Source organism: Staphylococcus felis, from assembly GCF_003012915.1.
Lineage (GTDB): Bacteria > Bacillota > Bacilli > Staphylococcales > Staphylococcaceae > Staphylococcus > Staphylococcus felis.
This window is the reverse complement of the sequence record NZ_CP027770.1, coordinates 1,040,434-1,061,994: the sequence shown is the minus strand read 5'-3', so window position 1 is coordinate 1,061,994 and position 21,561 is coordinate 1,040,434. Positions and strand designations below refer to the sequence as shown.

The following is a 21,561-nucleotide window of genomic DNA, read 5'->3' as shown; positions in this document are numbered from 1 at the left end:
AAGGTGTTTTTCTTATTCACACACCGGGTAAACATTAAAAGAGGTGATAGCAAATGAAACAATAAGCAATTGATAAAATGATCGTTCATTACCCATTAAGTTAGCTTCTTTTATCATATAATTTAACTGTTCAGGTTTACCGTTATTAATGTACATCTGACTATACGAATATGGTGGTTCTGATGTTTCTATCATTTCAAGAACTGCTGAATCCGATAATTCACCAACACCTGAAAAGTATAATTCTAATTCATCAACATTCAAACATGCTGTACAATATGCGATCAGCACTTCTGTTAATCCTGGATTTACACCTCCAAATTGTACTGCACTTAATTGTTTTTGCTTCAATTGATCATCCAATTTCCCTTCACTTTGAGCTAAATCCAACTTACCAGAAGTATCAACTTTGATGATGTTCTAATTTGGTAAAGTTCTTAGTTCTTGTACCGACTTTAATTTGCACATTTTTATGTTCAGATAATAACTTCGTTAACTTACTACCTAGTGCTCCATTTCCACCTAAAATCCCAATTTGTTTACTCATAATCTACAATCTCCAACCTTCTGATTGTGTCTTGATTTGAATGAAGTTCTGATAAGTACCTGATTGATTCACGAGTGTTTCGTGATCGCCTTTTTGAATGATTTCACCTTCACTTAATACGATGATTTTATTGGCGTTTTTAATTGTTCCAATTTTATGCGCAATTGTGATGACTGTTTTGCCTTTGCTTAATTCATCAATCGCACTTTGTATGAGATGTTCGTTCTCTGGATCAATACTTGCAGTTGCTTCATCTAAAATGATGATTGGTGCGTCTTTTAATATCGCCCTTGCAATAGATATACGTTGTTTTTCTCCACCAGATAAATTATTCCCTTTCTCATTGACCATTGTTTGATAGCCATCCGGTAGTGACATGATAAAGTCATGACAACATGCTTGTTTCGCAGCTGCAATAACTTCTTCTTTAGTTGCATCTGGCTTACCGTATAAAATATTATTTTCGATTGTATCATTAAATAAGTAGACTTTTTGAAATACCGCACTAATATGCGACATCAACGTACTAAGTGTCATATCTCGAATATCGACGCCACCTATTCGAATCGTACCTTCGTCTACATCGTAAAATCTTAACAATAAATTGCACAGGGTAGACTTACCACTTCCTGAAGGTCCTATGATTGCTGTAGATGTATGCGACCCTACTTTAAAGCTCACATCATTAATCACTTTGTGCTCTCTGTAAGAGAAACTGACGTGATCAAATTCAATATCAAAGTTATCGATTTCGATATCTCTTCCTGTTTCATCTAATACAGGCGCTTTCTTAATTTCTTTAATATCATTTAACGTCATATCAATCATTTCTAACACATGTGCTGCACTGTTTACATTCTCCACACTTTCAAATATCACAAATGAAAAGATTGAAATCATAATAAGCGTTGGTAAATCAATGCTTTGATTGATATATAATAAGCATGCGATGAATACTATGATGATAGAAACAATCTTTAAGCTCAACAAATGTAATAAATTAAACGGTATGTATTGTAATTCAATTTTTGAATTCACGCGTTTACTTTCATCTGCTGCTTTGTTAAAACTTTGAAGACTTGTATTTTCTTTTGAGAATGATTTAATAACTTGAATACCTCGAACAACTTCAAGCACTTTCTCAACAAGTTGATTTTGAACATGGTGATAATGAGGCGCGTTTTGATGGCTTTTCTTTTCTAATAAATGAATGCAAAGTAAAGATAGAACTACGCCTACGAGTGCTAATAGCGACACTTCCCAAGACACAACTAAAAGTGACAAAATTAATACGGTAATTAATATATAGCCGTTTATGACAATATCGATCATCTTCATTGCATAATTTTCTAAGAACGTTAAATCAGTTGTAACGACCGTTGCGAGTTCATTTGTTTGATGGTCTTCAAAATACCCTAGTCTTACGTTCTTAAGTTTATCACCAATATTTAAACGTTCTTTCGCACTCATTTCATAAGCGATACTTTCTTGAAGTCTATTCTTTAAATAAGCTGTCACAAATCTTGCTAAAACTAATAAAATCATGATGCCTAACACACTCATAATTTCATACATTTCAATTTGTTTATGAGATAGTATACGGTTAAACACTTGGGCAGCTAAGTAGATTGGTAAGGCGATAAAAATAGAATTAATAAATGACATTACAAACCCTAAAATCATTCTTGATTTATAAGGTGTTGCCCACTTTAAAATCTTAAATGTAATCTGAAACATGTTAATCCTCCTTTATATTTGAATGTATTACAAATTAAGAAGAGACCCCCCAATCTTTCGCACCAATGTGCATATCCCACATTTGTTTATAGCGACCGTTCATATCCAATAATCTTGAATGGTCACCTTTTTCAAGAATTTGTTGATGACCTAACACAATAATTTGATCTGCTTGTTTAATAGTAGATAATCGATGGGCAATAACAATGAGCGTCTTATTTTGAGTTAAAGCATTTAATGCAGCTTGAATTCTTTGTTCATTATCTGGGTCGACATAAGCTGTCGCTTCATCTAATACAATGATTGGTGCATCTTTCAAGATCATTCTCGCTATTGTGACACGTTGTTTTTCACCGCCTGATAATTTATCACCAACTGAACCTACATTCGTATCATAGCCCTCTGGCAATTTTGTAATAAATTCATGACATTGCGCTAATTTAGCCGCTTCTTCAATCGCTTCATCCGATGCTTCCGGATTACCTAATTTAATATTTTCTTTAAACGTAAGATTTAATAAGAAGTTATCTTGCCCTACAAAACCAACTAATTCGTTCAATTTTTTAGGTCCAATATCTTTAATATTTACACCACCAATATCAATTTCACCAGACGTTACATCCCAGAATCTTGACAGTAATTTCGCAATTGTAGACTTACCACTACCAGATGCACCAACAATTGCTGTAAAAGTCTTCTCTGGAATATCAAACGACAAATGATTAAATACTAAGTTATCTTTATCGTCGGAATATGAGAACCCAACGTCATTAAATGAGATTTGATGATTTTTAGGTTCTTTAAATGATTTCGAGACTTCAAGTTCTTCTAAATTCAATACTTGTCGTACTTCTGTAATCGCATATTGGATTGATTTTAATTGATTAACATAATTTGTAAAGTTCTTGATAGGTGCGACAACACCTAAAGACAGTACTAAACAGATAAAAAATTCTGCATAGTTTAACTGATTAATTGAAATTAAATACATTCCTAGTGGTAGCACACCTAGAAAAGTCGAAGGAAGAATACTCGCTCCTAAGTTCATATAGCCCCATGTACTTTTAAACCAATTTAAAGTATGCGTCTTATATGCATTAACAGCATCTTTATATTTTTTATAAGAATTTTGAGATTGATTAAATGTTTTAATGACTTCTATACCTTCAATGTATTCAACAATCGAACTATTCATGTAATTATTCGATGCCATTTGCTCTTCGTATGTCTCATTAAATCCAGTCATTAATTTTTTGAAAGCAAAAAATGCGATTGGCACTGTAATCAACATAGCACAAGCCATACGCCAATCGATAATGACGATATAAACAAATATAGAAATAGACAGTAATAAATTACCTACTACTTCTGGAATAACATGCGCTAACGGTAATTCAATTGTTTCTACTTTATCGACAAATATACTTTTAAGTTCACCAATTTTTTTAGATTCTACAACACCTAAAGGTAAACGCATTAATTTATGTGCCAATTGCTTTCTAATATTAGATAAAATATCATAAGCCGTCACATGCGATAACATCGTCGAACTTCCGAAACAAATAACCTGTATAACATAAGCACCTACCGCGATACTTATATAATAAATAACTTGATTCATCTCTGTACTTCCATCAATCATTAATAGTATGATTTTATATACCGTCCAATAAGGAACTAATCCTGAAAATACACTAATAATAGACAATACAACAGATAAAACAATCTTCCATTTAGCATCTTGTCCAAATACGAATAATGATTTTACCCAATGTTCATCGGTGTTCATTCTTTACTGACTCCTCTCATTGATGTGATTTATACATCGAAATAATGATTCAATTGCTTGATACCTTGATGATTCAATGCGAATTGATTAATGAGACGACCTTCTCCAAAATGTAAGACATATGTACAAATCTCTAATACCAATGATTTATCATGTGTAATGATAAAGATTTGCTTACCTTTGTCATGGATGTCATTAATCATTTTCGCGACTTTTTTCATATGATATAAATCCAACCCTGAAGTAGGTTCATCAAATATAATAATTTCTTTACCACTCAATATTGCTGTAGCAATGGCCATTCTTTGTTTTTCGCCACCAGAAAGTGACAATGGATGTTCATGCTTTTTATCTAACAAATTCATATTTTCTAACATGTCATCAACTTGTGTTTCTGTTACTTGAACATTTAATAGCTGTAATTCTTGTTTCAAGCTTTCCGTAAATAATTGTGTGTTTACATCTTGGAAAACCATATAGCTCTGCTTTAATAATTGTTTCTGTTTAAGTCGCTTTTGGTTATACATTACATGTCCTTTAAAATCTTTCAGTAAACCACATAAACATTTAGCAAAGGTCGATTTACCACTGCCGTTATCGCCAATAATCGCGACTACTCCATCTTTTGGTATGACTATTTCATTCACGTCTAATTGTTTCTCTTTACTAAATTTGTCATACATATAAGTAAAGTTATGCATCTCCATGACATAATTACCAAACTGTAGTTCATATTGTAATCGTTCCTCTTGTGCGTATCGAATACCCATGCTTTCAAGTTCATCGCAATCAAGTGATTTAAATCTATCTATTGGGTAATGAGCATATAACGAGCCGTCCTCCATATAACAGACACGATCTGCCTCATCCATAATATAATCCAATCGATGTTCTATCAGTACGACCGTTTTACCACGTTCTTTTAAATAACAAATCATTTCTTTTAATTTCTTAATGCTATACATATCTAGATTTGAAGATGGCTCATCTAAAACAACAACATCTGGATTAGTAATAAGCACTGTCGCACATGCAATGATTTGTTTTTCACCACCTGATAACCCAAATATATTACGATCCAATAAATGCTCAATCTTAAAATGGTTCATAACTGTTTTAACCTTTTCAATGATGACCGTTTTATTAATACCTTGATTTTCCAAATTAAACGCAAGCTCACTTGTTGTATCGACGTTATAAAATTGTGTCTTCGGATTTTGAAATACACTACCAACCATTTGTGATAATTGATACATGTCGATTTCCGATATATTGCGTCCATTCAAGTAAACATGTCCACTTATGTCACCATGTTGAACTTTAGGTATTAAGCCATTTATCAATTTAGCAACAGTAGACTTCCCGCTACCTGATTTACCACAGAACACGACTAATTCACCTTGTTTAATATGAAGCGAGACATTTTGAATAGCTGGTTTTTCTGAAGAAGCATAGTTGAAAGTTACATTATCAAATTTAATCATTAAACAACTTCTCCTTAAAATAAATAATCCATAATATCGCCATGATAATGATTAACAAGATATCAAGTAGTTTAAATTTTACAACGCATACATTCGTCCGTTTAAATGGAGAATCAATCCCTCTTGTCATCGCTGTAAAAGAAAGATCATTCCCAATTTGTACAACGGATATGATAAGTGGAATCATTCTATATTCAATCATTTTAAAAAAATGATTTGAAAAGTTAATACCTCTCATTTTCATGGCATAATTAATATTTCGATATTCCTCAGCAATCGTCGGGAAAAATCTAAAAATCACAGATATTGGAATGATAATATTGGTATGTCAACAGATTTCTAGACAGTTTTTATAGAAACTATCTTTGTACGCTTTCGGCGTCAGATAATTTAATGCACTATGAGGTCGAATGTTGTTATACCAATTAACATAATCAAACAATTCGAGTTTTAAGTGATTAATAGATTTAAAATCATACTGTTTAATGAATTCAGTTTTTAACGCTTTAAATGTACTTTCAGCTACTGCGTTGTCATATGGACATCCTTTCATGCTTAAAGATCTTTTGATACCAAAGGTATCTAGTACATCATCAATCATGTGATTATCAAACTCTTTTCCTCTGTCAGTGTGAAACATTTGTACGTCTCTTAAATCGTGTCTAATGCTACTAAGTGCCTTGGATACAAGCGTGCTATCTTTCTTTGAGCCTGCGCTATGCCCAACAATCTCACGGTTAAAAAGATCAATAAATAAACATATGTAATGCCATTTTCCAGCCACTTTTACATATGTCAAATCACTGACAAGAACTTCCAATGGTTCTTTTCTATTGAAACTTTGATTTAATTCATTATTGATTTCGCGTTCACTTGAGCGAGAAGGAAATGATTTATACTTCGATGTCGTATAAGAAGATACTAATTTATTTGCTTTCATAATGCGTCCTATACGTCGTCTTGAGACATTTAAACCATTTTTGATAAGTTCATTTTTAATCCTTCTTGTTCCAAAACATTTGCGATTAGAATTGAAAATCTCGATAATTTTATCGCTAATTTCCTTATCTCGATCATCTTTTTCAACGTTGGGTGATTTGTTAATTTCGTAATAGTAACTACTTCTAGAGATTTGCAGGACTTTGCACATTGCTGATACTGAATATTTATTGGCATTCTTTCGAATGACATCTATTTTCGTCCCATGATCAGCGCTGCTTGCTTTAAAATATCATTTTCCATTTTCAATTGTTGATTTTCTTTACGTAATTTTCTTAGTTCTTTTTCTTCATTAGTTAAGTTATCTTGATGGTTAAATGAACCAGTATTTTGATGTTGCTTAATCCATTTCCCTAACGCCGAAGGTGTTAAATCATATTCACGAGCAATTTCATTTCTAGGCTTACCATTTTCATAAAGCTTTACCATTTGTAATTTAAATTCAGGACTAAAAGTTCTTCTTTCTCTTGTCATAAAAATCGCCTACTTTCTTAATTTAACAATATCTATTCTCATAGAATTTGTCCAACTAAGTGTAGACGATTCATATTTCTAGGTAATTTCATTTTTTCCATAGCTGCTATAAATTCACTTACTTTTGTAGAGAATAAAGTGTAATAACCAACGATAAATCCAGGAAACATATTCATAAAGATTCCAACAAATGCGAGCAGAATAAATTTAATCATGCCTTCTGTATAAGGAACAACCCAATATTGGATGCATATCAGCACCAAAAAAGTAACAGCACATTTGATAAATAAACTGATCTTATGAATAGATAGTAATAGTGCGAGTGAAAATAACGTTAAACACACTCTTAAAATACTTTGCGAACTACCGCTTGATATTAAAATTGTGCTTATCGTGATTGTTAAAGCGATCTTAGTTCTAGGATCTAATTTTGCCAAAATGTTCCTATGATCTTTTAATGAACCAACAACCGTCTTCACACAAGTCCCGCCTTTTTAAAATGTTTACTAAACATTTTCTTACCTAACCAAGCACCAATAAGACCACCAATCACTGTCAAAATAAACATCACAGGTAATGTCCATAAAGGTGTAATAGATTCCAAGACATTTACGTAATCTTGACCGTAAGACTGCCCGATCTCTTTAAAATATTGATTTCTTGCAATAAACATTCTTACGACAAATCCCATCAGCCAAAATGAGAAAATAGCATAACCCCACGCAATTGATTTCCACTCTTTATATCCACCAGATTTCATAATAAAGTCACCAATCAAACCAAAGATAATGCCAAACGGTATCATAATTAAGCCACTGCCCATCACTGTAAAAGCAATACCTAAAATCGTTCCAGTTAATGTCACCATGCCAAATTTATCAATCTTCATAACATATAAAATAAAAGGAATACCGCATACAATCGGACAAATGAAACCTAGAAACGGTATTAAAAATGGTATGTAACCAATCATGGAAGTAACAAAGAACACTACTAAATATATCGCTGTAAAAATACCTACTGTAATTAAATCTTTAACTGTTAATTTATTCATAATCTAACTCCTGTCTGTTAAAATTTTATATTAATAATTTGGCAACATATGATGCATGTTCACTGTCTTCAACACAATTATAATGATTACCAGGTATAGGTATTTCAGTGAAGTTACCGATACAACAATTTTGCCAAAATTCATTACTATCTTGTGCTGGTAACAAATCAGCCCCATCCTTATCTTGTGCTTTCAAATAAGTTACATCACCTATATAAGTAGTAGGTGTCATATGTGCCCTTCCCAACTTGCTATTTGTGTTTTATATGAAGAAATTAAGAAATACTTAGATATATCTGTAAAGACGTAATGTTCAGTGAATGAGTCAGATACTTTATCCAATCCCCTTTGAATTGTGACACCTGTCCTAGCACCTAATTCTAAAATTGATATTGAATTATTTTCCGATAAACTCTTTATATACTGTCCAATCTGTTCATTTAATTCTTTTTTCTACCGACAAAATATGAATATTGCATCCACCGCCTGCAAATGGAAATAAAATAATAGATTTATCAAATTCATTATGGTTATCGATTAAATATTTATTCAATAAAACATCCACTTCTCGTGTCATTTGTTATTATTTTTAGAATCTTACAGTATTATGATATCTCAACTGATAATCATTATCAATTGACATCTATGTAAAAATTTCTAAATCAATAAGTGTTTATTAATTAAATATTTGATTATAACATAATATACACATACTAATAGATTGTGTTGATATAGGGCTAATCATTATATATATTTTATATCTATGGCATCAAGAATTATAATAAAAATAGAATTCAACAAAAATTAGGCTGCTTATCTCCGATAGAATATCGAAAACAAGCAGCCTAATTGTGATGCTTTTTGTTATGTCTCAAATACAGGGTTCAGTACCCCAGCACCTCCCCTCTTTTTATTGTAAACTGCACTGTATTTTACTCACCTTTAAGTTGCAGTTGATACATTTTATGATAAATTCCTTTTTGAGCAATTAATGATTCATGTGTCCCTCTCTCAACAATCTCCCCTTTGTTTAATACTAAAATTTGATGTGCATCTTGAATCGTCGACAATCGGTGAGCAATCGCAATTGTTGTACGGTTGTGACGCATACGCTTTAATGACTGTTGTATATGTTCTTCTGTTTCAGAGTCAATATTTGCTGTAGCTTCATCTAAAATTAAAATTTTAGGGTCTATTGCCATTGTCCTTGCAAAAGCAATTAATTGACGTTGTCCACTTGAAAATGCACTTCCTTTTTCGATAACTTGATGCTGATACTTATCTTTTAATGATTCAATAAAAGTATCCGCATGAACAAATTGTGCAGCAGCTTTTACCTGTTCAAATGTCATCGTCGGATGGTACATCTTAATATTAGACTCAATCGTACCATAAAAGATAAATGGATCTTGTAACACTAGACCTATGTTCTGTTTGAGCTGTTCTTTTGAAAAATGCTTAATCGATTGGCCATCAATCTGGATATCGCCTCGATTGAATTCATAAAAGCGCATAAATAAATTAATAATTGAACTTTTTCCAGACCCGGTATGTCCCACTAATGCAACGGTTTGCCCCGGTTCAACAGTGAATTGAATGTCTTTCAACACATCATTGTCACCATCATAACTAAAGGAGACATTTTTAAATTCAATTTTCCCTTCAGTCACCTTTGCAAGACTGTCAATATTTTGTGTTGGCTCTAATGTATCATCGTCCATCATTTTAAATACTCGACTAGCTGAAACTACCGCTTGTTGAAATAAGTTTAAATTTTGACTGACTTGGTTGATAGGTTCAAAAAAGCGTTGTATATATTGTATAAATGCATATACCACACCCGCTGTAACGACACTATTAAAGCTCATTATCCCAAAATAAGCTAGAATCATAACCATCGCAAATGTCGAAAGCATTGTAATTGCCGGACGTAATAATAAACTATCTAATCGAATGGTTTTCATAGTATAGTTATAATGTGACGCATTAATACTCTCGAACTCTTTTTTCAAACGTCTCTCTTGATTGAAGACTTGAATAATTTTCATACCTTCAATCGATTCACCTAACTTTACATTTAAGTCAGATAATCTTTGTCTTGTTTCATCAAAATAAATGGATGCATACTTACGATAAATACCTAAGATCAATATAATAATAGGTATAAATAGTAATGCAAAAAATGCAAGTTTAATATCCAGCAAAAACATCATGACAAAACTTGCAATAATCATGAAAATTGCAATTAAAAATGATGATAAAACACCTGTAAACATTTCAACAATCGCTTCAGTATCATTTGTTAATCTAGAAACAATACTTCCACTTGGCGTTTGATCATAAAATCGCATGCCTAGTCGACTTATTTTATGAAATGCTTCAATCCTTAATTGTTGAATCACCTTAAACGCTAAATATTCTAAGTAATATATACTAAAATAAGTTGTAATCGCACCTATTATCTCAATTCCGATAAATGCCACCAATAACAAACTGATATCACGTTTTGGAAAATGGTTAACTGTTAAATATTGATCAATAAACACCTTCACAATATAAGGAACTGCCATATTAGCTACAGTTGAAATCGCAAGTAGAACTAATGCAAGTATGATTAATTTCTTGAACGGAAAAGTATAGCGTATCAATCTCCATAATGTATGCATTTGTTGTTTAGCTGAGAGTTGTAAGTGATTATCTTCTTTTGACTTCATTATCTTCACCACCTACTTCATCTTCTAAATCATGAGTCAATCGACTTTGCATTGCTTGTGCATTGAATGTTTCATGATACCATCCATCCTCTTGCATTAATTCATCATGTGTGCCTCGTTCAATAACCGTACCATCTCGCATCACAATGATTAAATCAGCATGCATGACTGCACTCATACGATGCGCCGTAATGATATTGGTTTGCCCGTGACGTTCTTGCTTTAAATGTTGCAATATAGCTGCTTCTGTTTCTGCATCCACTGCTGATAATGAATCGTCCAATATGAGTACCTCTGGCTGTGTTACAAGTGCACGCGCAATCGAAATACGTTGCTTTTGGCCACCTGATAAAGAAACACCTCGTTCCCCAACAATAGTGTTATAACCATTTGGCAATGACATAATATCTTGGTGGATATGACTCACCGTACTCGCTTGGTATAAAGCTTCATCAGAAATAGTCGGTTTACTAAAAGCAATATTTCCGCGAATCGTTGACGAAAATAGAAAATGCTCTTGAGGTACATATCCTAACTGCCCTCGTAACTTTTCGATATCATAATCGCGAATGGAACGCCCGCCATACCTGATATCCTCAGATCTATTAGTATCAAATTCACGCAATAATAAACGAAGCAACAAGCTCTTTCCTGAACCTGTTGGCCCTACAATTCCAACTGTCATTCCTGATTGAATTGAAAACACGATGTCTTGTAAGCGAGGTGCTGTTTCATCTGTGAATTTAAAATATCGAATATCTATATCGATATCGCCAGTTGGTATTTCATCAGTTTGTGGAATGAGTTGAATATCATTTGTTTCATTCTCTATATCACGTATGCGATCATACGACGCCGCACCACGTTGTACGATATTAAAGAAAAATCCCAATGCTAATAATGGCCATACAAGCATGCCTAAATATGTTGTAAATGTAATGAGTTGTCCTATTGTGATATTTTGATTTGTCACCATTATCGCGCCAAAAATCACACTAAGCAGATAACTGATGCCAATAATTGCTTGGATAGTTGGATCAAATAAAGCATCTATTTTAGAAACCTTTAAGTTTTTCGCCACTACACGGTCACTTAATGCTGTAAAATCAGCTTCGTCACTTGCTTCATAACCGAAAGACTTGATGACTTTTACACCCGCCACACTTTCTTGCGTTTTATCATTTAATTGACTAAATGATTCTTGTGCTTCTTTAAAGCCTTTATGCAATAATTGCCCATAATAACTCGTTAATATCACCAAAAAAGGTAATGGAATCATAGCAATAATCGTCAATTGCCAACTAATCGTAATTGCCATCATCACTAAAGTCATTCCACCTGTGATCACTGCATCCGACAAAGTCAGCACACCTATTCCCGCAGTACTTTGGACAGCACGAATATCATTAGTAGCATGCGCCATTAAATCTCCAGTTCGATATTTTTGAAAAAATGATGGGCTCATCGATGTATATTTGATATATAAGCGATTGCGAAGAATGCGACCTAACTTTGCACTTGCACCAAATAACTTCAACCTTGAATAATATCGCAAAGCATACACAATCAAGCCTGCACATAAAATCACAAGAAGATATCCCGTTAAATTTTGTGGCGTTAACGTCTTCTGAGTCATATGGTCGATGACAAACCCCATAATCTGTGGCGGGACAAGATTGCAAAATGCTGTAATAAGTAAAGCAATAAACGAAATCATAAAACGTTTTTTCTCTTGTTTAAAAAACCAACTTAAGTCTTTAAAAACTCTCATGTACTCCACCTGTCTCTATTAAATTTCAATATAGTCTATTTCATCATTTTATGGTCATGTCATTTAATCCTACATTACTATACACCCTTCTTATTCAAAACTATTTAAGTCTATCATATCCATTATACATGAATTATCAAAATATTTCGTCTATTATTAAATATTTATCATTTGTTAAATAAGGGATTTATAAACACAATTTAAAATGGGGGGGATTTTTTTAAAGAGCAGATGTAAACCTCTCGCTTGCTTGCCACACACTTTCCGAAGCATTTTTTAAAGTACTTCGCATTGAGGAATGGTGTTTCCAATAGTGAAATTGAAACAGTTCAATCTCGACTCTCACCATTGTGGCAAAACAAGAACGATCGTTTTAATTATAATGATAGTTTGTGTAAAAAAATGGATTTAAGATTCTGAAGAAATGAACAAAACATCTTATCATCTCTATCGTATATTTAATCAAATATAGTAGGATATTCGCATTCATATGTTAAGCTAATATTAAAATGATAGAAAAGAGGAATATATATGGCAAAATTTGATCACGTGCGACCACCTCAACATTTTGCACGCCATCATAAAACACTATTGGTCATTAAACATTTTACATTTATTTGTGATAATCGCATTTATTTTTCTGAAACATCATATACTGATTTAAAAAATCATAAATATCGACTCGAAATGGAAATTTGGTCCAAAACAGATGAACATGGCCTAGCCGTCGACTTTAATATGATTGATGATATTTATAATCAACATTTACGCCCTTTACTTGATCACCAATTATTAAACGATACACTCCCTGATATGAATACAACAGTCGAAAACATCGCACATTGGATTTGGTTACGCTTTAATGAACAATTACCAGACAACATATCTTTAAATAGCATCTCCCTTTACGAAACACAAGACCAAGGCATCAAACTAACCCGTAACATAATGGCACAATAAACAAGGTTGTTGAGCGCAGAGGTTGGGACAAAAGCGCTTAGGATTTGAGCAGAACCTCATAGTGAGCAAAATTGTGGTTTAATTTTGTCGAGCTATGGCGTTCTGCCGAAAATCCTGCTTTTGGGACACCGTTTACCAAGGTTGTTGAACAAGTGCTCAGGATTCAAGCAGAATGGAATGACGAGCAAAATTGTTTCCCAAATTTTGCCGAGTCATGATATTCTGTCGAGAATCCTACTTGTGAAACACCGTTTATCAATTCCCAGAAGACAAGTATAAGACTCTTCAAATTTTGAAGAATTGCGAAGTTATGCCGAAAACTCTGCATGCGAAACACCGTCTATCACAAGGTTGTTGAGCAAGTGTTTAGGATTCAAGCAGAATGGAATGATGAGCAAAATTGTTCCCCAAATTTTGACGAGTCATGACATTCTGTCGAGAATCCTACTTGCGAAACACCGTCTACCAAGGTTGTTAAGTTTGCGCTTTGACTTCGAGCAGTGCATAATTTAGTGCACTTCATTATAATAAAATGCGTACGCTTTCGCTTATCATTCATTCCGGTATATACTCAATTTCCAAAATTCAAATTTAGGGGAATTAGCATCAATTAAAATAGTCCTCAAAACGTTCATCCTATACTCAACAACCTTTTGGTAGTTTTTACCTGGATGCTATGATATGGTTGATTGCTGTTGCTAATGCGTCTTCATCTTGTATATTGATATTTGCTTGTTCATTTTGGGCAGCTACGATGTGATTACGCCGATTGAACCATATCGTTTTCCAACCTGCGTTAGCTGCGCCTAAAACATCATTTTCAAAGTTATCTCCAATATAATACGTCTCTTCTATATCAAGTTGCAATTGTTTAACAACTTGATCAAAAATAGCACAATTCGGTTTTGAGACGCCATGCTCTCCCGATATGAAAATGTGATTTTCAGGGATCCACTGAGTCACTCCTAGCGTTTCAATTTTAGCACGTTGACGATCAGACTCACCATTTGTAATCATTCCTAAAACGATTGGCGCTTTTGCGAGTTTTGATAAAAGCGTTGTCATCGTTTCAGATAACTTAATATTCCGTTGTGCATATTCGTAATCTTCTTGAAATGAACGTGCTTTTCTTTCAGGTAGGTTGATATCAAAATCACGCACTGCATTTGTAATGCGGTACAGATGCATCTCACTTATAGACATACGTCCATCTTGCGTTTTTTCGAACACTTCATCACTATATTGTCTAAAATGACGATAGAGTGATTCAACCCCTATATCACTATCTTCAAAATGACGGTAATATGCATACTGAAAGGCTTGTAATTGATTATACAGTGTATCATCCAAATCAAAAATAAATGCTAAAGCCACTCGTGCCACCCCCTTGATTCATCACTTTATGTTTTAACGTTCATCTTCTCATTTTGCACTTATAATATTCGCACAATTGAGTCAATTAATCATCGTTTATGCTTACTAGTCTAATACATCACACAATGATTGAACGTACGCTTTCGTTTGAGCAATGCCTTCTTGTTTAAATCGCTTAACAATTTCACTCCCTACCACAACACCGTCTGCCACTTCCGTAATACTTTGAACGTGTGCTGGTGTCCGAATACCAAATCCAGCAAAGACTGGGACTTGGGCAATCTTTTTAATGTCTTGAATATGCGTTTTCAGCTCTGGATGATATGTCCCATTTTGCCCCGTGACTTCGTTCATTGTAACTGTATAAATAAATCCTTCTGCTTGTCTCGCAATCGTTTCTCTTCTTTCTTGGTTGGCTGTCATCGCAATAAGCGAAATTAACTTGATTTGGCGTTTCGGATATTTCTCTTTTAATTGTACGATATATTCATGTGGCATGTCTGGAATAATGAGACCATACACGCCAGCTTCTTCTGCTGCTTGTATAAACGCTGCCTCACCATACGTTTCGATAGAATGATAATACGTCATTAATACAATGCGCGTCTTCACATCATCCTTGACTGACTTCAAAGCGTCGAATATTTTTTGAGTTGTCATTTGATCTTGAATAGCTTCTTGACCAGCTTGCATAATCGTCGGACCATCTGCTACAGGGTCCGAAAATGGTATGCCTACTTCAACATAGTCAACACCAACATCATCTAAAGCTCGTAGTTCATCAATAAATCTCATACCGCCCATAATATATGTCACTAGTTGTTTAGTCATGATTAACTCCTCCATGTTCTTTCATGTATTGACGAATCGTATCCATATCTTTATCTCCACGTCCTGATACAGTCACCACAATAATGTCATCTTTACTCATAGAAGGCGCTAATTTTTCCACGTAGCTTAAAGCATGCGCGCTTTCAATTGCTGGAATAATCCCCTCTAATTTTGTAAAACGGATTAATGCTTCCATTGCTTCAGTATCTGTAGCTGTTTGATATTCAACACGACCAATATCGTGATAGTAACAATGCTCAGGTCCAACACCTGGATAATCAAGACCAGCAGAAATTGAATGAGCCAACTCAATTTGACCTTGATCATCTTGTATTAAATACATCTTTGTACCATGTAACACACCTTTTTTTCCTTTGTTGATTGCAAGAGCATGTCGTTGTGTGTCAGCGCCTTCTCCTGCCGCTTCAACACCATATAATTTTACACTTTCATCTTCAATAAAAGGATAGAATGTACCGATTGCATTCGAACCTCCACCAATACAAGCAACGACAGCATCTGGAAGACGGGACTCTGTTTCTAAAACTTGTGCTCTAATCTCATCACCTATAACACGCTGAAAATCCCTAACCATTGTTGGGAATGGATCTGGTCCTAGTGCAGATCCTAGTAAATAATGTGTATCATCAACATGTGATACCCAATATTGCAACGCCTTGTTCACTGCATCAGACAATGTACCTTGACCATCTGTTACTGAAACCACTTTTGCACCGAGTAGCTCCATACGAAAAACATTCAATTGTTGACGACGAATATCTTCTTCACCCATAAATACAATGAGTTCCATGTCAAATAATGCCGCCACCGTCGCACTTGCTACACCATGTTGTCCTGCTCCTGTTTCAGCAACAAGCTTTCTTTTGCCCATTCGTTTAGCTAATAGTGCTTGTCCTAAAGCGTTATTAATCTTATGTGCACCTGTATGATTTAAATCTTCACGTTTAAGATAAACTTTTGCGCCACCCAATTCTTTCGTATACGATTCTGCATACGTTAATGGAGATTCTCGACCGACGTAATGTTTTAAGTAATATTGATATTCTTTCATAAAATCCGGATCATTTTTCGCTTTATCATAGGCCTCTTTTAACTCTTGAATAGCAGGAACGAGCGTTTCAGGAACAAATCGCCCACCATATTCACCAAAAAATCCGTTTTCATCTGCATGTAATTGTATTTTTGACATCTTACTTGCTCCTTTCAATAATTGTTTTATCTTTATCATTTTATTTTGGTTTTTAATCCCTTTTTGACTTTCTATACCACTCGCAACATCCACGCCTTGAATATTCGGATACTCTTGTAAAAGACGAGGAATGGTTGCTTCATTCAAACCACCAGCTACAATATAATCAATATCTTTAATTTGGTTAAGGTGTTGCCAGTCAAAAGTTTGCCCCGTCCCACCTAATTGAGTTGAAGGTGTATCAATGATGAACCTATCTACATCATGTTGATATTGCTTCATCTTTTTCAATAAATGATGGTTAGCTGGCAATGCACGTATAAGATTGATATCTGGATAAGCCTCTCGCACTTGTTGAATCAATGTCTGAGGTTCATTGCCATGAAATTGAATCGCATTTATGTTTGTGTCTTTGAGCAATTTCTCAATAAATTGAAATGACGGGTTCACAACTACTGCCACACGTTCAATATGATTCGGTATCAAATGCGTGAGTTCTTGTATCTCGTCGATAGAAACATACCGAGAACTTTTGGAATAAGTGATAAAGCCAATCGCATTCACGTTTAAATCCACTGCATTCTGCACATCTTGTTGCCTTGTAAAACCACAATATTTGATATACATTTGAACTCACCCTTTTTTCACTTTGAATGACTCAATAAGTGTATGGGGGTCTTCTGCTTTCATTAACGTTTCACCTACTAGTACTCCAGATATTCCTGCATTTGTTAACCGTTCAATGTCTTCACGTGAGCGGATACCACTCTCTGAAATATAATGCGTGTTCGGACGTTTTGTCTGTAATATATCAACAGTATGATTCACATCAGTTATAAATGTTTTTAAGTCTCGATTATTAATTCCAATTAATTCTGGTTGAAGTTGATGCGCACGCTTTAATTCTTCCTTGCTGTGCACTTCTATCAGAACTTCCAAGTTTAAATCACACGCATAATTGTATAGTTCATGTAATTTTTCATCACTTAATATATTTACAATGAGTAAAATAATGGATGCTCCCGTTTTTTTCGCAAGGTCAATCTGTCTCTTATCAATCATAAAATCTTTGCATAGTACAGGTAGTTTTGTTTGCTGTGTTAAATCATAAAGCCTTTCATAACTGCCTTCAAAATAGACCTCATCTGTTAATATCGAAATGGCTGACGCATTGCTGTATGCATCTAACTGTGCTTTTAAATCTTTTTGCGGTATATCTGAAACTGTCGGACTTTTAGATTTTATTTCAGCAATAACACCTATTTCTGACGATGATTGTAAAGCTGCGCTTAACTTTTGTTTAGCACTCACATCAATTGCTTCAAACTGATTGAGTTTTAACTCATAATATCCTGATGATAATAACGTTTTTTTGTATGCTACAATTTCATCTAAAACTGTCATATCTGTACACCTCGCAATCTTTCATATTGTTGATAAGCTCGCTTTGTATCAATCAATTCCGCTGCTAAAATGATACCGTCCTGTATGGATGTCACTTTTTCTGCGGCATATAAGGCTAGACCTGCATTCAATATGACCACATCTCGTCGTACTGTACGATCTTCACCACGTAAAATATTCAGCGTTATCTCTTTATTCTCTTCAGCTGAACCTCCTCGTAACGCTTCATCTGTTGCATATCTCAATCCGTAATCTTGTGCATTAACAGTATATTCACGAAGTCCTAATGCTTGTGATACTTCAATCACTTTATTATCACCTGATAATGACGCTTCATCCATGCCATTTGCGCCATGAATCACTAAAGCTCTTTTACGGCCAAGTTGGTATAATACTTTCGCTATATGATGCATTTTTGTCGGGTCATATACCCCCATTACTTGATAATCTAACGCAAATGGATTAATGATAGGGCCCATCAAGTTAAAAACTGTAGGTGTTGGAATTTTACGTCTTATACTTTGAACATGCTTCATCACAGGATATGAGTCAGTTGCGCTAATAAATGCTAACTGATTTTGATTTACTACTTTTTCCACGTCTTTTACTTGTGTTGGTATCACACCTAAAGCCTCTAATAAATCTGTACTTCCAGACTTTGATGTAATACTCTTGTTGCCATGTTTAATGACAGGAACACCCGCACTTGCTACGACAAAAGAAACCGTTGTTGAAATGTTAAAACTATTTGATCCATCACCACCCGTCCCACATACACAGATAGCATTAGGGTAATAGGGCTGTGTTTCATATGTGGAATGAATCAAGCTTTTACATAGTGCATATAATTCTTTTGAAGAATCGTCTCGCATTGTGTATGCAATAAGCAATGCTAATTTTTCTTCGTCTGATTCCGTTTCTGAAATTAAAAGGCTTGCCAGCTGATGAATATCTTCTTTTGTCAATGATTGATTGGTCATTATTTTTTTTAGTAAAGTCATGGGCTATCCCACCTTTCGATAACACTTAATAAATTGTTTAACTATATCTTTAACTTGAATACTCGCAAATGACTCAGGGTGATACTGGATCCCATAATGGTATCGTTCTCGATGTTCAAATGATTGTATACAGTCTTTGGTACGTGCTGTTACTATAAGCATATTAGGCAATGTTTCTTCATCACATATCAAGGAATGATATCTCATTATTTCTGAATATTCTGATATATGCTGATACAAAATACTTGGGGCTTCAAACTGAATCCTATCCACCTTGCCATGCATCACCTGTTCTCCTACTCTAACTTTTCCACCATAGTAATGATAAAGTGCTTGTGCTCCTAAACAAACCCCTAGAATCGGTAATTCTTTATAGAAATCAATGATACGCATTAAATGAGATGTATCAGCAGGGTGTCCAGGTCCGGGCGAAATAACAACAGCGTCCGGTTTTAGATGATATAATGAATCATCATCAGGATACTTGATCACAACTTCATCAAAGTTTCTGAGCATATCCACTAAGTTGTAAGTAAAGGAATCATAATTATCGATGACAAGGATCATAATGTCACCTCCAGTAAACTTTTAGCTTTTAGTCGTGTTTCCTCTAATTCTTTTTCCGGTACTGAATCATAGACTACACCACATCCTGCTTCAACATTCACATATTGATTGTCAATTACCATTGTACGAATAGCTAATGCTAAATCTAAATCACCATTGCAATTAATGTATCCCACTCCGCCACTATATACACCACGTTTGACAGGTTTTTGTTCATATATTCTTTGTATTGCTCTTAACTTCGGTGCCCCAGATACAGTCCCTGTTGGAAGTAAACTGGCAATGATATCAATAGCAGATAAATTTGAGTCAACTGTAGCTGTGACTTCGCTGACAATATGCATTACATGTTCATATCGTTCAACCATCATTAGCTTCGGTATTTCCAAAGAGCCTTGTTTAGCAATCCTCAAGATGTCATTTCGTCCTAAATCGACAAGCATATGATGTTCGCTGAGTTCCTTTTCATCTTGAATCAGTGCTTTTTCAATTTTATAATCTTCATCAATTGTTTGTCCGCGTTTAGCTGTTCCTGCAATAGGATTCGTCATCACTTGGTCACCACGCACTCTCACAAAACTTTCTGGTGAACTCCCAACTAAAATATCATCACTCATATTGACATAAAACATATATGGGCTCGGGTTTTTACGCTTTAAACTTTGATATAAGCGATAACTGTAAGGTCCTCTTTGGTTACCAAAATAATGCTTATAACGATATATCCTTGACGGTACGATTTGAAAAATATCACCTTGTTGTGTGAGCGATTTAAAATAGGCTACTTGTCTTATAAAGGATTCATCTGTATCACTCGTTTCAATTTCAGGCTTTCCAAAATGATGATGTAAAGGCGTTTCAAATAATTCAATCGCTTTAAATTCATCCTCCATCGCTTTGAGACGATGATTTAATCGTTCATCACTTTCACCTGAGAATAAATTAGTCGCAATAAGATAGATTTGTTCTTTGTAATGATCAAATACATAGACGGATTCAATCATATATAAATGAACATCATCGCCTTGTTCATCAATTGATGTCTGTCTTAAAGTAGGAAATGCATGTCGGACTAAATCAAAACTACATGAACCTATTAATCCTGATACAAACGGTAATGCTTGTAACTGTTCATCTACTATATCTTGTTGATATGACGCTATCAGTTCTTTTAACGCATTAAATGGCGCTTCTGTTATCACATCTGTTTGGGCTCCTACTGTGACGTGCAGTGCTTTTTCTTTAAGTATCATTTCGCCACTCTTTTCAAATGCAACAATTGAATATCGCCCTTTCATCTCTTGTGTAGATGCACTCTCTAACAATATCTTCTTTTCTTTATGACGTGCTAATGTTTCTGGATTAATCGATGCATCCAATACCTTATATACATATTTCATAAAATGCCTCCTCTCATTCAAACAAAAAACCGCGTGTAACATCCCTTGTATTATTCAGGACGCTTGCACGCGGTACCACCTTCATTAATAGTCTGTACACGACTATTCACTCATTATTGATTCAATTAGCTGCTTTCAGTAAAACCCAATTCATTTGAGGAGGTGTGAACTTGCATCAACCGTTCACTTTCTAATGCTACCTTAATCTCAAACTACTTATTTTTACCTCATATTTAATATAAAAA

The 21,561-nt window shown here is 34.4% G+C and carries 21 protein-coding genes and 1 pseudogene; 1 reads left to right on the top strand and 21 read right to left on the bottom strand.

The features are described 5' to 3' along the window. Window positions 1–12 precede the first annotated feature (12 nt). From C7J90_RS04865 to C7J90_RS04815, 13 genes are all read right to left on the bottom strand, one after another. Entirely contained in the window at window positions 13–390 is a 378-nt protein-coding gene (locus tag C7J90_RS04865; RefSeq protein ID WP_158701910.1) for a hypothetical protein, read from the bottom strand. Between the two features lie 13 nt (window positions 391–403). Next, window positions 404–547, bottom strand: a complete 144-nt coding sequence (locus C7J90_RS11875) for a Rossmann-fold NAD(P)-binding domain-containing protein (RefSeq protein ID WP_142380720.1) — start codon at window positions 545–547, stop codon at window positions 404–406. A 3-nt stretch (window positions 548–550) separates the two neighbouring features. Next, on the bottom strand, window positions 551–2,284 hold the full coding sequence (locus C7J90_RS04860) for an ABC transporter ATP-binding protein (RefSeq protein ID WP_103209938.1): 1,734 nt from the start codon (window positions 2,282–2,284) through the stop codon (window positions 551–553). 34 nt (window positions 2,285–2,318) lie between these two features. Further along, the gene (locus C7J90_RS04855; RefSeq protein WP_103209939.1) at window positions 2,319–4,073 is read right to left on the bottom strand and encodes an ABC transporter ATP-binding protein; all 1,755 of its coding nucleotides are present in this window, start codon (window positions 4,071–4,073) and stop codon (window positions 2,319–2,321) included. 29 nt (window positions 4,074–4,102) lie between these two features. Then, on the bottom strand, window positions 4,103–5,557 hold the full coding sequence (locus tag C7J90_RS04850) for an ABC transporter ATP-binding protein (RefSeq protein WP_103209941.1): 1,455 nt from the start codon (window positions 5,555–5,557) through the stop codon (window positions 4,103–4,105). Continuing rightward, window positions 5,550–5,864: an energy-coupling factor transporter transmembrane component T gene (locus tag C7J90_RS04845; protein WP_269780138.1), complete on the bottom strand. Its 315-nt coding sequence runs from the start codon at window positions 5,862–5,864 to the stop codon at window positions 5,550–5,552. Before C7J90_RS04845 ends, C7J90_RS04850 begins: the two co-directional genes overlap by 8 nt. Window positions 5,865–5,885: 21 nt before the next feature. Further along, window positions 5,886–7,030, bottom strand: a protein-coding gene (locus C7J90_RS04840) for an IS3 family transposase (protein WP_103209691.1) whose coding sequence is annotated in 2 segments (ribosomal slippage) — window positions 5,886–6,784 and window positions 6,784–7,030 — 1,146 coding nt in all. Because the reading frame shifts where the segments join, the coding sequence is not laid out codon by codon here. Between the two features lie 38 nt (window positions 7,031–7,068). Next, on the bottom strand, window positions 7,069–7,509 hold the full coding sequence (locus C7J90_RS04835) for an energy-coupling factor transporter transmembrane protein EcfT (protein WP_232618877.1): 441 nt from the start codon (window positions 7,507–7,509) through the stop codon (window positions 7,069–7,071). Further along, window positions 7,506–8,084: an MptD family putative ECF transporter S component gene (locus tag C7J90_RS04830; protein ID WP_103210277.1), complete on the bottom strand. Its 579-nt coding sequence runs from the start codon at window positions 8,082–8,084 to the stop codon at window positions 7,506–7,508. Before C7J90_RS04830 ends, C7J90_RS04835 begins: the two co-directional genes overlap by 4 nt. Before the next feature lie 25 nt (window positions 8,085–8,109). After that, complete coding sequence (locus C7J90_RS04825; protein WP_103210275.1) at window positions 8,110–8,316, bottom strand: hypothetical protein; 207 nt, start codon at window positions 8,314–8,316, stop codon at window positions 8,110–8,112. Window positions 8,317–8,520: 204 nt separating this feature from the next. Continuing rightward, window positions 8,521–8,661, bottom strand: a complete 141-nt coding sequence (locus C7J90_RS11870) for a hypothetical protein (RefSeq protein WP_158701909.1) — start codon at window positions 8,659–8,661, stop codon at window positions 8,521–8,523. 355 nt (window positions 8,662–9,016) lie between these two features. Next, a complete protein-coding gene (locus C7J90_RS04820) occupies window positions 9,017–10,798 on the bottom strand; it encodes an ABC transporter ATP-binding protein (RefSeq protein ID WP_103207937.1) in 1,782 nt (593 codons plus the stop codon). Beyond that, the gene (locus tag C7J90_RS04815; protein ID WP_103207936.1) at window positions 10,779–12,569 is read right to left on the bottom strand and encodes an ABC transporter ATP-binding protein; all 1,791 of its coding nucleotides are present in this window, start codon (window positions 12,567–12,569) and stop codon (window positions 10,779–10,781) included. Before C7J90_RS04815 ends, C7J90_RS04820 begins: the two co-directional genes overlap by 20 nt. Window positions 12,570–13,100: 531 nt before the next feature. On the opposite strand from C7J90_RS04815, the gene C7J90_RS04810 reads away from it, so the two are divergent. Next, window positions 13,101–13,529: a 6-pyruvoyl trahydropterin synthase family protein gene (locus C7J90_RS04810; RefSeq protein WP_103207934.1), complete on the top strand. Its 429-nt coding sequence runs from the start codon at window positions 13,101–13,103 to the stop codon at window positions 13,527–13,529. Between the two features lie 663 nt (window positions 13,530–14,192). On the opposite strand, the gene C7J90_RS04805 is transcribed toward C7J90_RS04810, so the two are convergent. The 8 genes and pseudogenes from C7J90_RS04805 to C7J90_RS04775 form a co-directional block, all read right to left on the bottom strand. Further along, the gene (locus C7J90_RS04805; RefSeq protein WP_103209128.1) at window positions 14,193–14,903 is read right to left on the bottom strand and encodes an HAD family hydrolase; all 711 of its coding nucleotides are present in this window, start codon (window positions 14,901–14,903) and stop codon (window positions 14,193–14,195) included. A 105-nt stretch (window positions 14,904–15,008) separates the two neighbouring features. Further along, window positions 15,009–15,734 carry a tryptophan synthase subunit alpha gene (gene trpA, locus C7J90_RS04800; RefSeq protein ID WP_103209131.1) on the bottom strand — a complete coding sequence of 242 codons (726 nt, stop codon included), beginning with the start codon at window positions 15,732–15,734 and terminating at the stop codon, window positions 15,009–15,011. Beyond that, on the bottom strand, window positions 15,727–16,944 hold the full coding sequence (trpB, locus tag C7J90_RS04795; protein WP_232618930.1) for a tryptophan synthase subunit beta: 1,218 nt from the start codon (window positions 16,942–16,944) through the stop codon (window positions 15,727–15,729). The genes trpA and trpB overlap by 8 nt, the downstream gene beginning before the upstream one ends. Before the next feature lie 15 nt (window positions 16,945–16,959). Beyond that, window positions 16,960–17,571: pseudogene (locus C7J90_RS12155) on the bottom strand (phosphoribosylanthranilate isomerase); the annotation flags it as partial. A 6-nt stretch (window positions 17,572–17,577) separates the two neighbouring features. Beyond that, a complete protein-coding gene (gene trpC / locus C7J90_RS04790) occupies window positions 17,578–18,348 on the bottom strand; it encodes an indole-3-glycerol phosphate synthase TrpC (RefSeq protein ID WP_103209135.1) in 771 nt (256 codons plus the stop codon). Further along, complete coding sequence (trpD, locus tag C7J90_RS04785; protein ID WP_103209137.1) at window positions 18,345–19,349, bottom strand: anthranilate phosphoribosyltransferase; 1,005 nt, start codon at window positions 19,347–19,349, stop codon at window positions 18,345–18,347. The genes trpC and trpD overlap by 4 nt, the downstream gene beginning before the upstream one ends. Before the next feature lie 3 nt (window positions 19,350–19,352). After that, window positions 19,353–19,916 carry an anthranilate synthase component II gene (locus C7J90_RS04780; RefSeq protein WP_103209138.1) on the bottom strand — a complete coding sequence of 188 codons (564 nt, stop codon included), beginning with the start codon at window positions 19,914–19,916 and terminating at the stop codon, window positions 19,353–19,355. Further along, complete coding sequence (locus tag C7J90_RS04775; protein ID WP_103209140.1) at window positions 19,913–21,316, bottom strand: anthranilate synthase component I; 1,404 nt, start codon at window positions 21,314–21,316, stop codon at window positions 19,913–19,915. Before C7J90_RS04775 ends, C7J90_RS04780 begins: the two co-directional genes overlap by 4 nt. Window positions 21,317–21,561: the final 245 nt, after the last annotated feature.

Bases quoted from the DNA above. Each gene is read 5' to 3' on its own strand.
- trpD (WP_103209137.1), bottom strand. From the start codon at position 19,349: ATGACTTTACTAAAAAAAATAATGACCAATCAATCATTGACAAAAGAA.
- trpC (WP_103209135.1), bottom strand. From the start codon at position 18,348: ATGACAGTTTTAGATGAAATTGTAGCATACAAAAAAACGTTATTATCA.
- C7J90_RS04820 (WP_103207937.1), bottom strand. From the start codon at position 10,798: ATGAAGTCAAAAGAAGATAATCACTTACAACTCTCAGCTAAACAACAA.
- C7J90_RS04830 (WP_103210277.1), bottom strand. From the start codon at position 8,084: ATGAATAAATTAACAGTTAAAGATTTAATTACAGTAGGTATTTTTACA.
- C7J90_RS04850 (WP_103209941.1), bottom strand. From the start codon at position 5,557: ATGATTAAATTTGATAATGTAACTTTCAACTATGCTTCTTCAGAAAAA.
- C7J90_RS04815 (WP_103207936.1), bottom strand. From the start codon at position 12,569: ATGAGAGTTTTTAAAGACTTAAGTTGGTTTTTTAAACAAGAGAAAAAA.
- C7J90_RS04860 (WP_103209938.1), bottom strand. From the start codon at position 2,284: ATGTTTCAGATTACATTTAAGATTTTAAAGTGGGCAACACCTTATAAA.
- C7J90_RS04855 (WP_103209939.1), bottom strand. From the start codon at position 4,073: ATGAACACCGATGAACATTGGGTAAAATCATTATTCGTATTTGGACAA.
- C7J90_RS04810 (WP_103207934.1), top strand. From the start codon at position 13,101: ATGGCAAAATTTGATCACGTGCGACCACCTCAACATTTTGCACGCCAT.
- C7J90_RS11875 (WP_142380720.1), bottom strand. From the start codon at position 547: ATGAGTAAACAAATTGGGATTTTAGGTGGAAATGGAGCACTAGGTAGT.
- trpB (WP_232618930.1), bottom strand. From the start codon at position 16,944: ATGTCAAAAATACAATTACATGCAGATGAAAACGGATTTTTTGGTGAA.
- trpA (WP_103209131.1), bottom strand. From the start codon at position 15,734: ATGACTAAACAACTAGTGACATATATTATGGGCGGTATGAGATTTATT.
- C7J90_RS04775 (WP_103209140.1), bottom strand. From the start codon at position 21,316: ATGAAATATGTATATAAGGTATTGGATGCATCGATTAATCCAGAAACA.
- C7J90_RS04825 (WP_103210275.1), bottom strand. From the start codon at position 8,316: ATGACACCTACTACTTATATAGGTGATGTAACTTATTTGAAAGCACAA.
- C7J90_RS11870 (WP_158701909.1), bottom strand. From the start codon at position 8,661: ATGACACGAGAAGTGGATGTTTTATTGAATAAATATTTAATCGATAAC.
- C7J90_RS04780 (WP_103209138.1), bottom strand. From the start codon at position 19,916: ATGATCCTTGTCATCGATAATTATGATTCCTTTACTTACAACTTAGTG.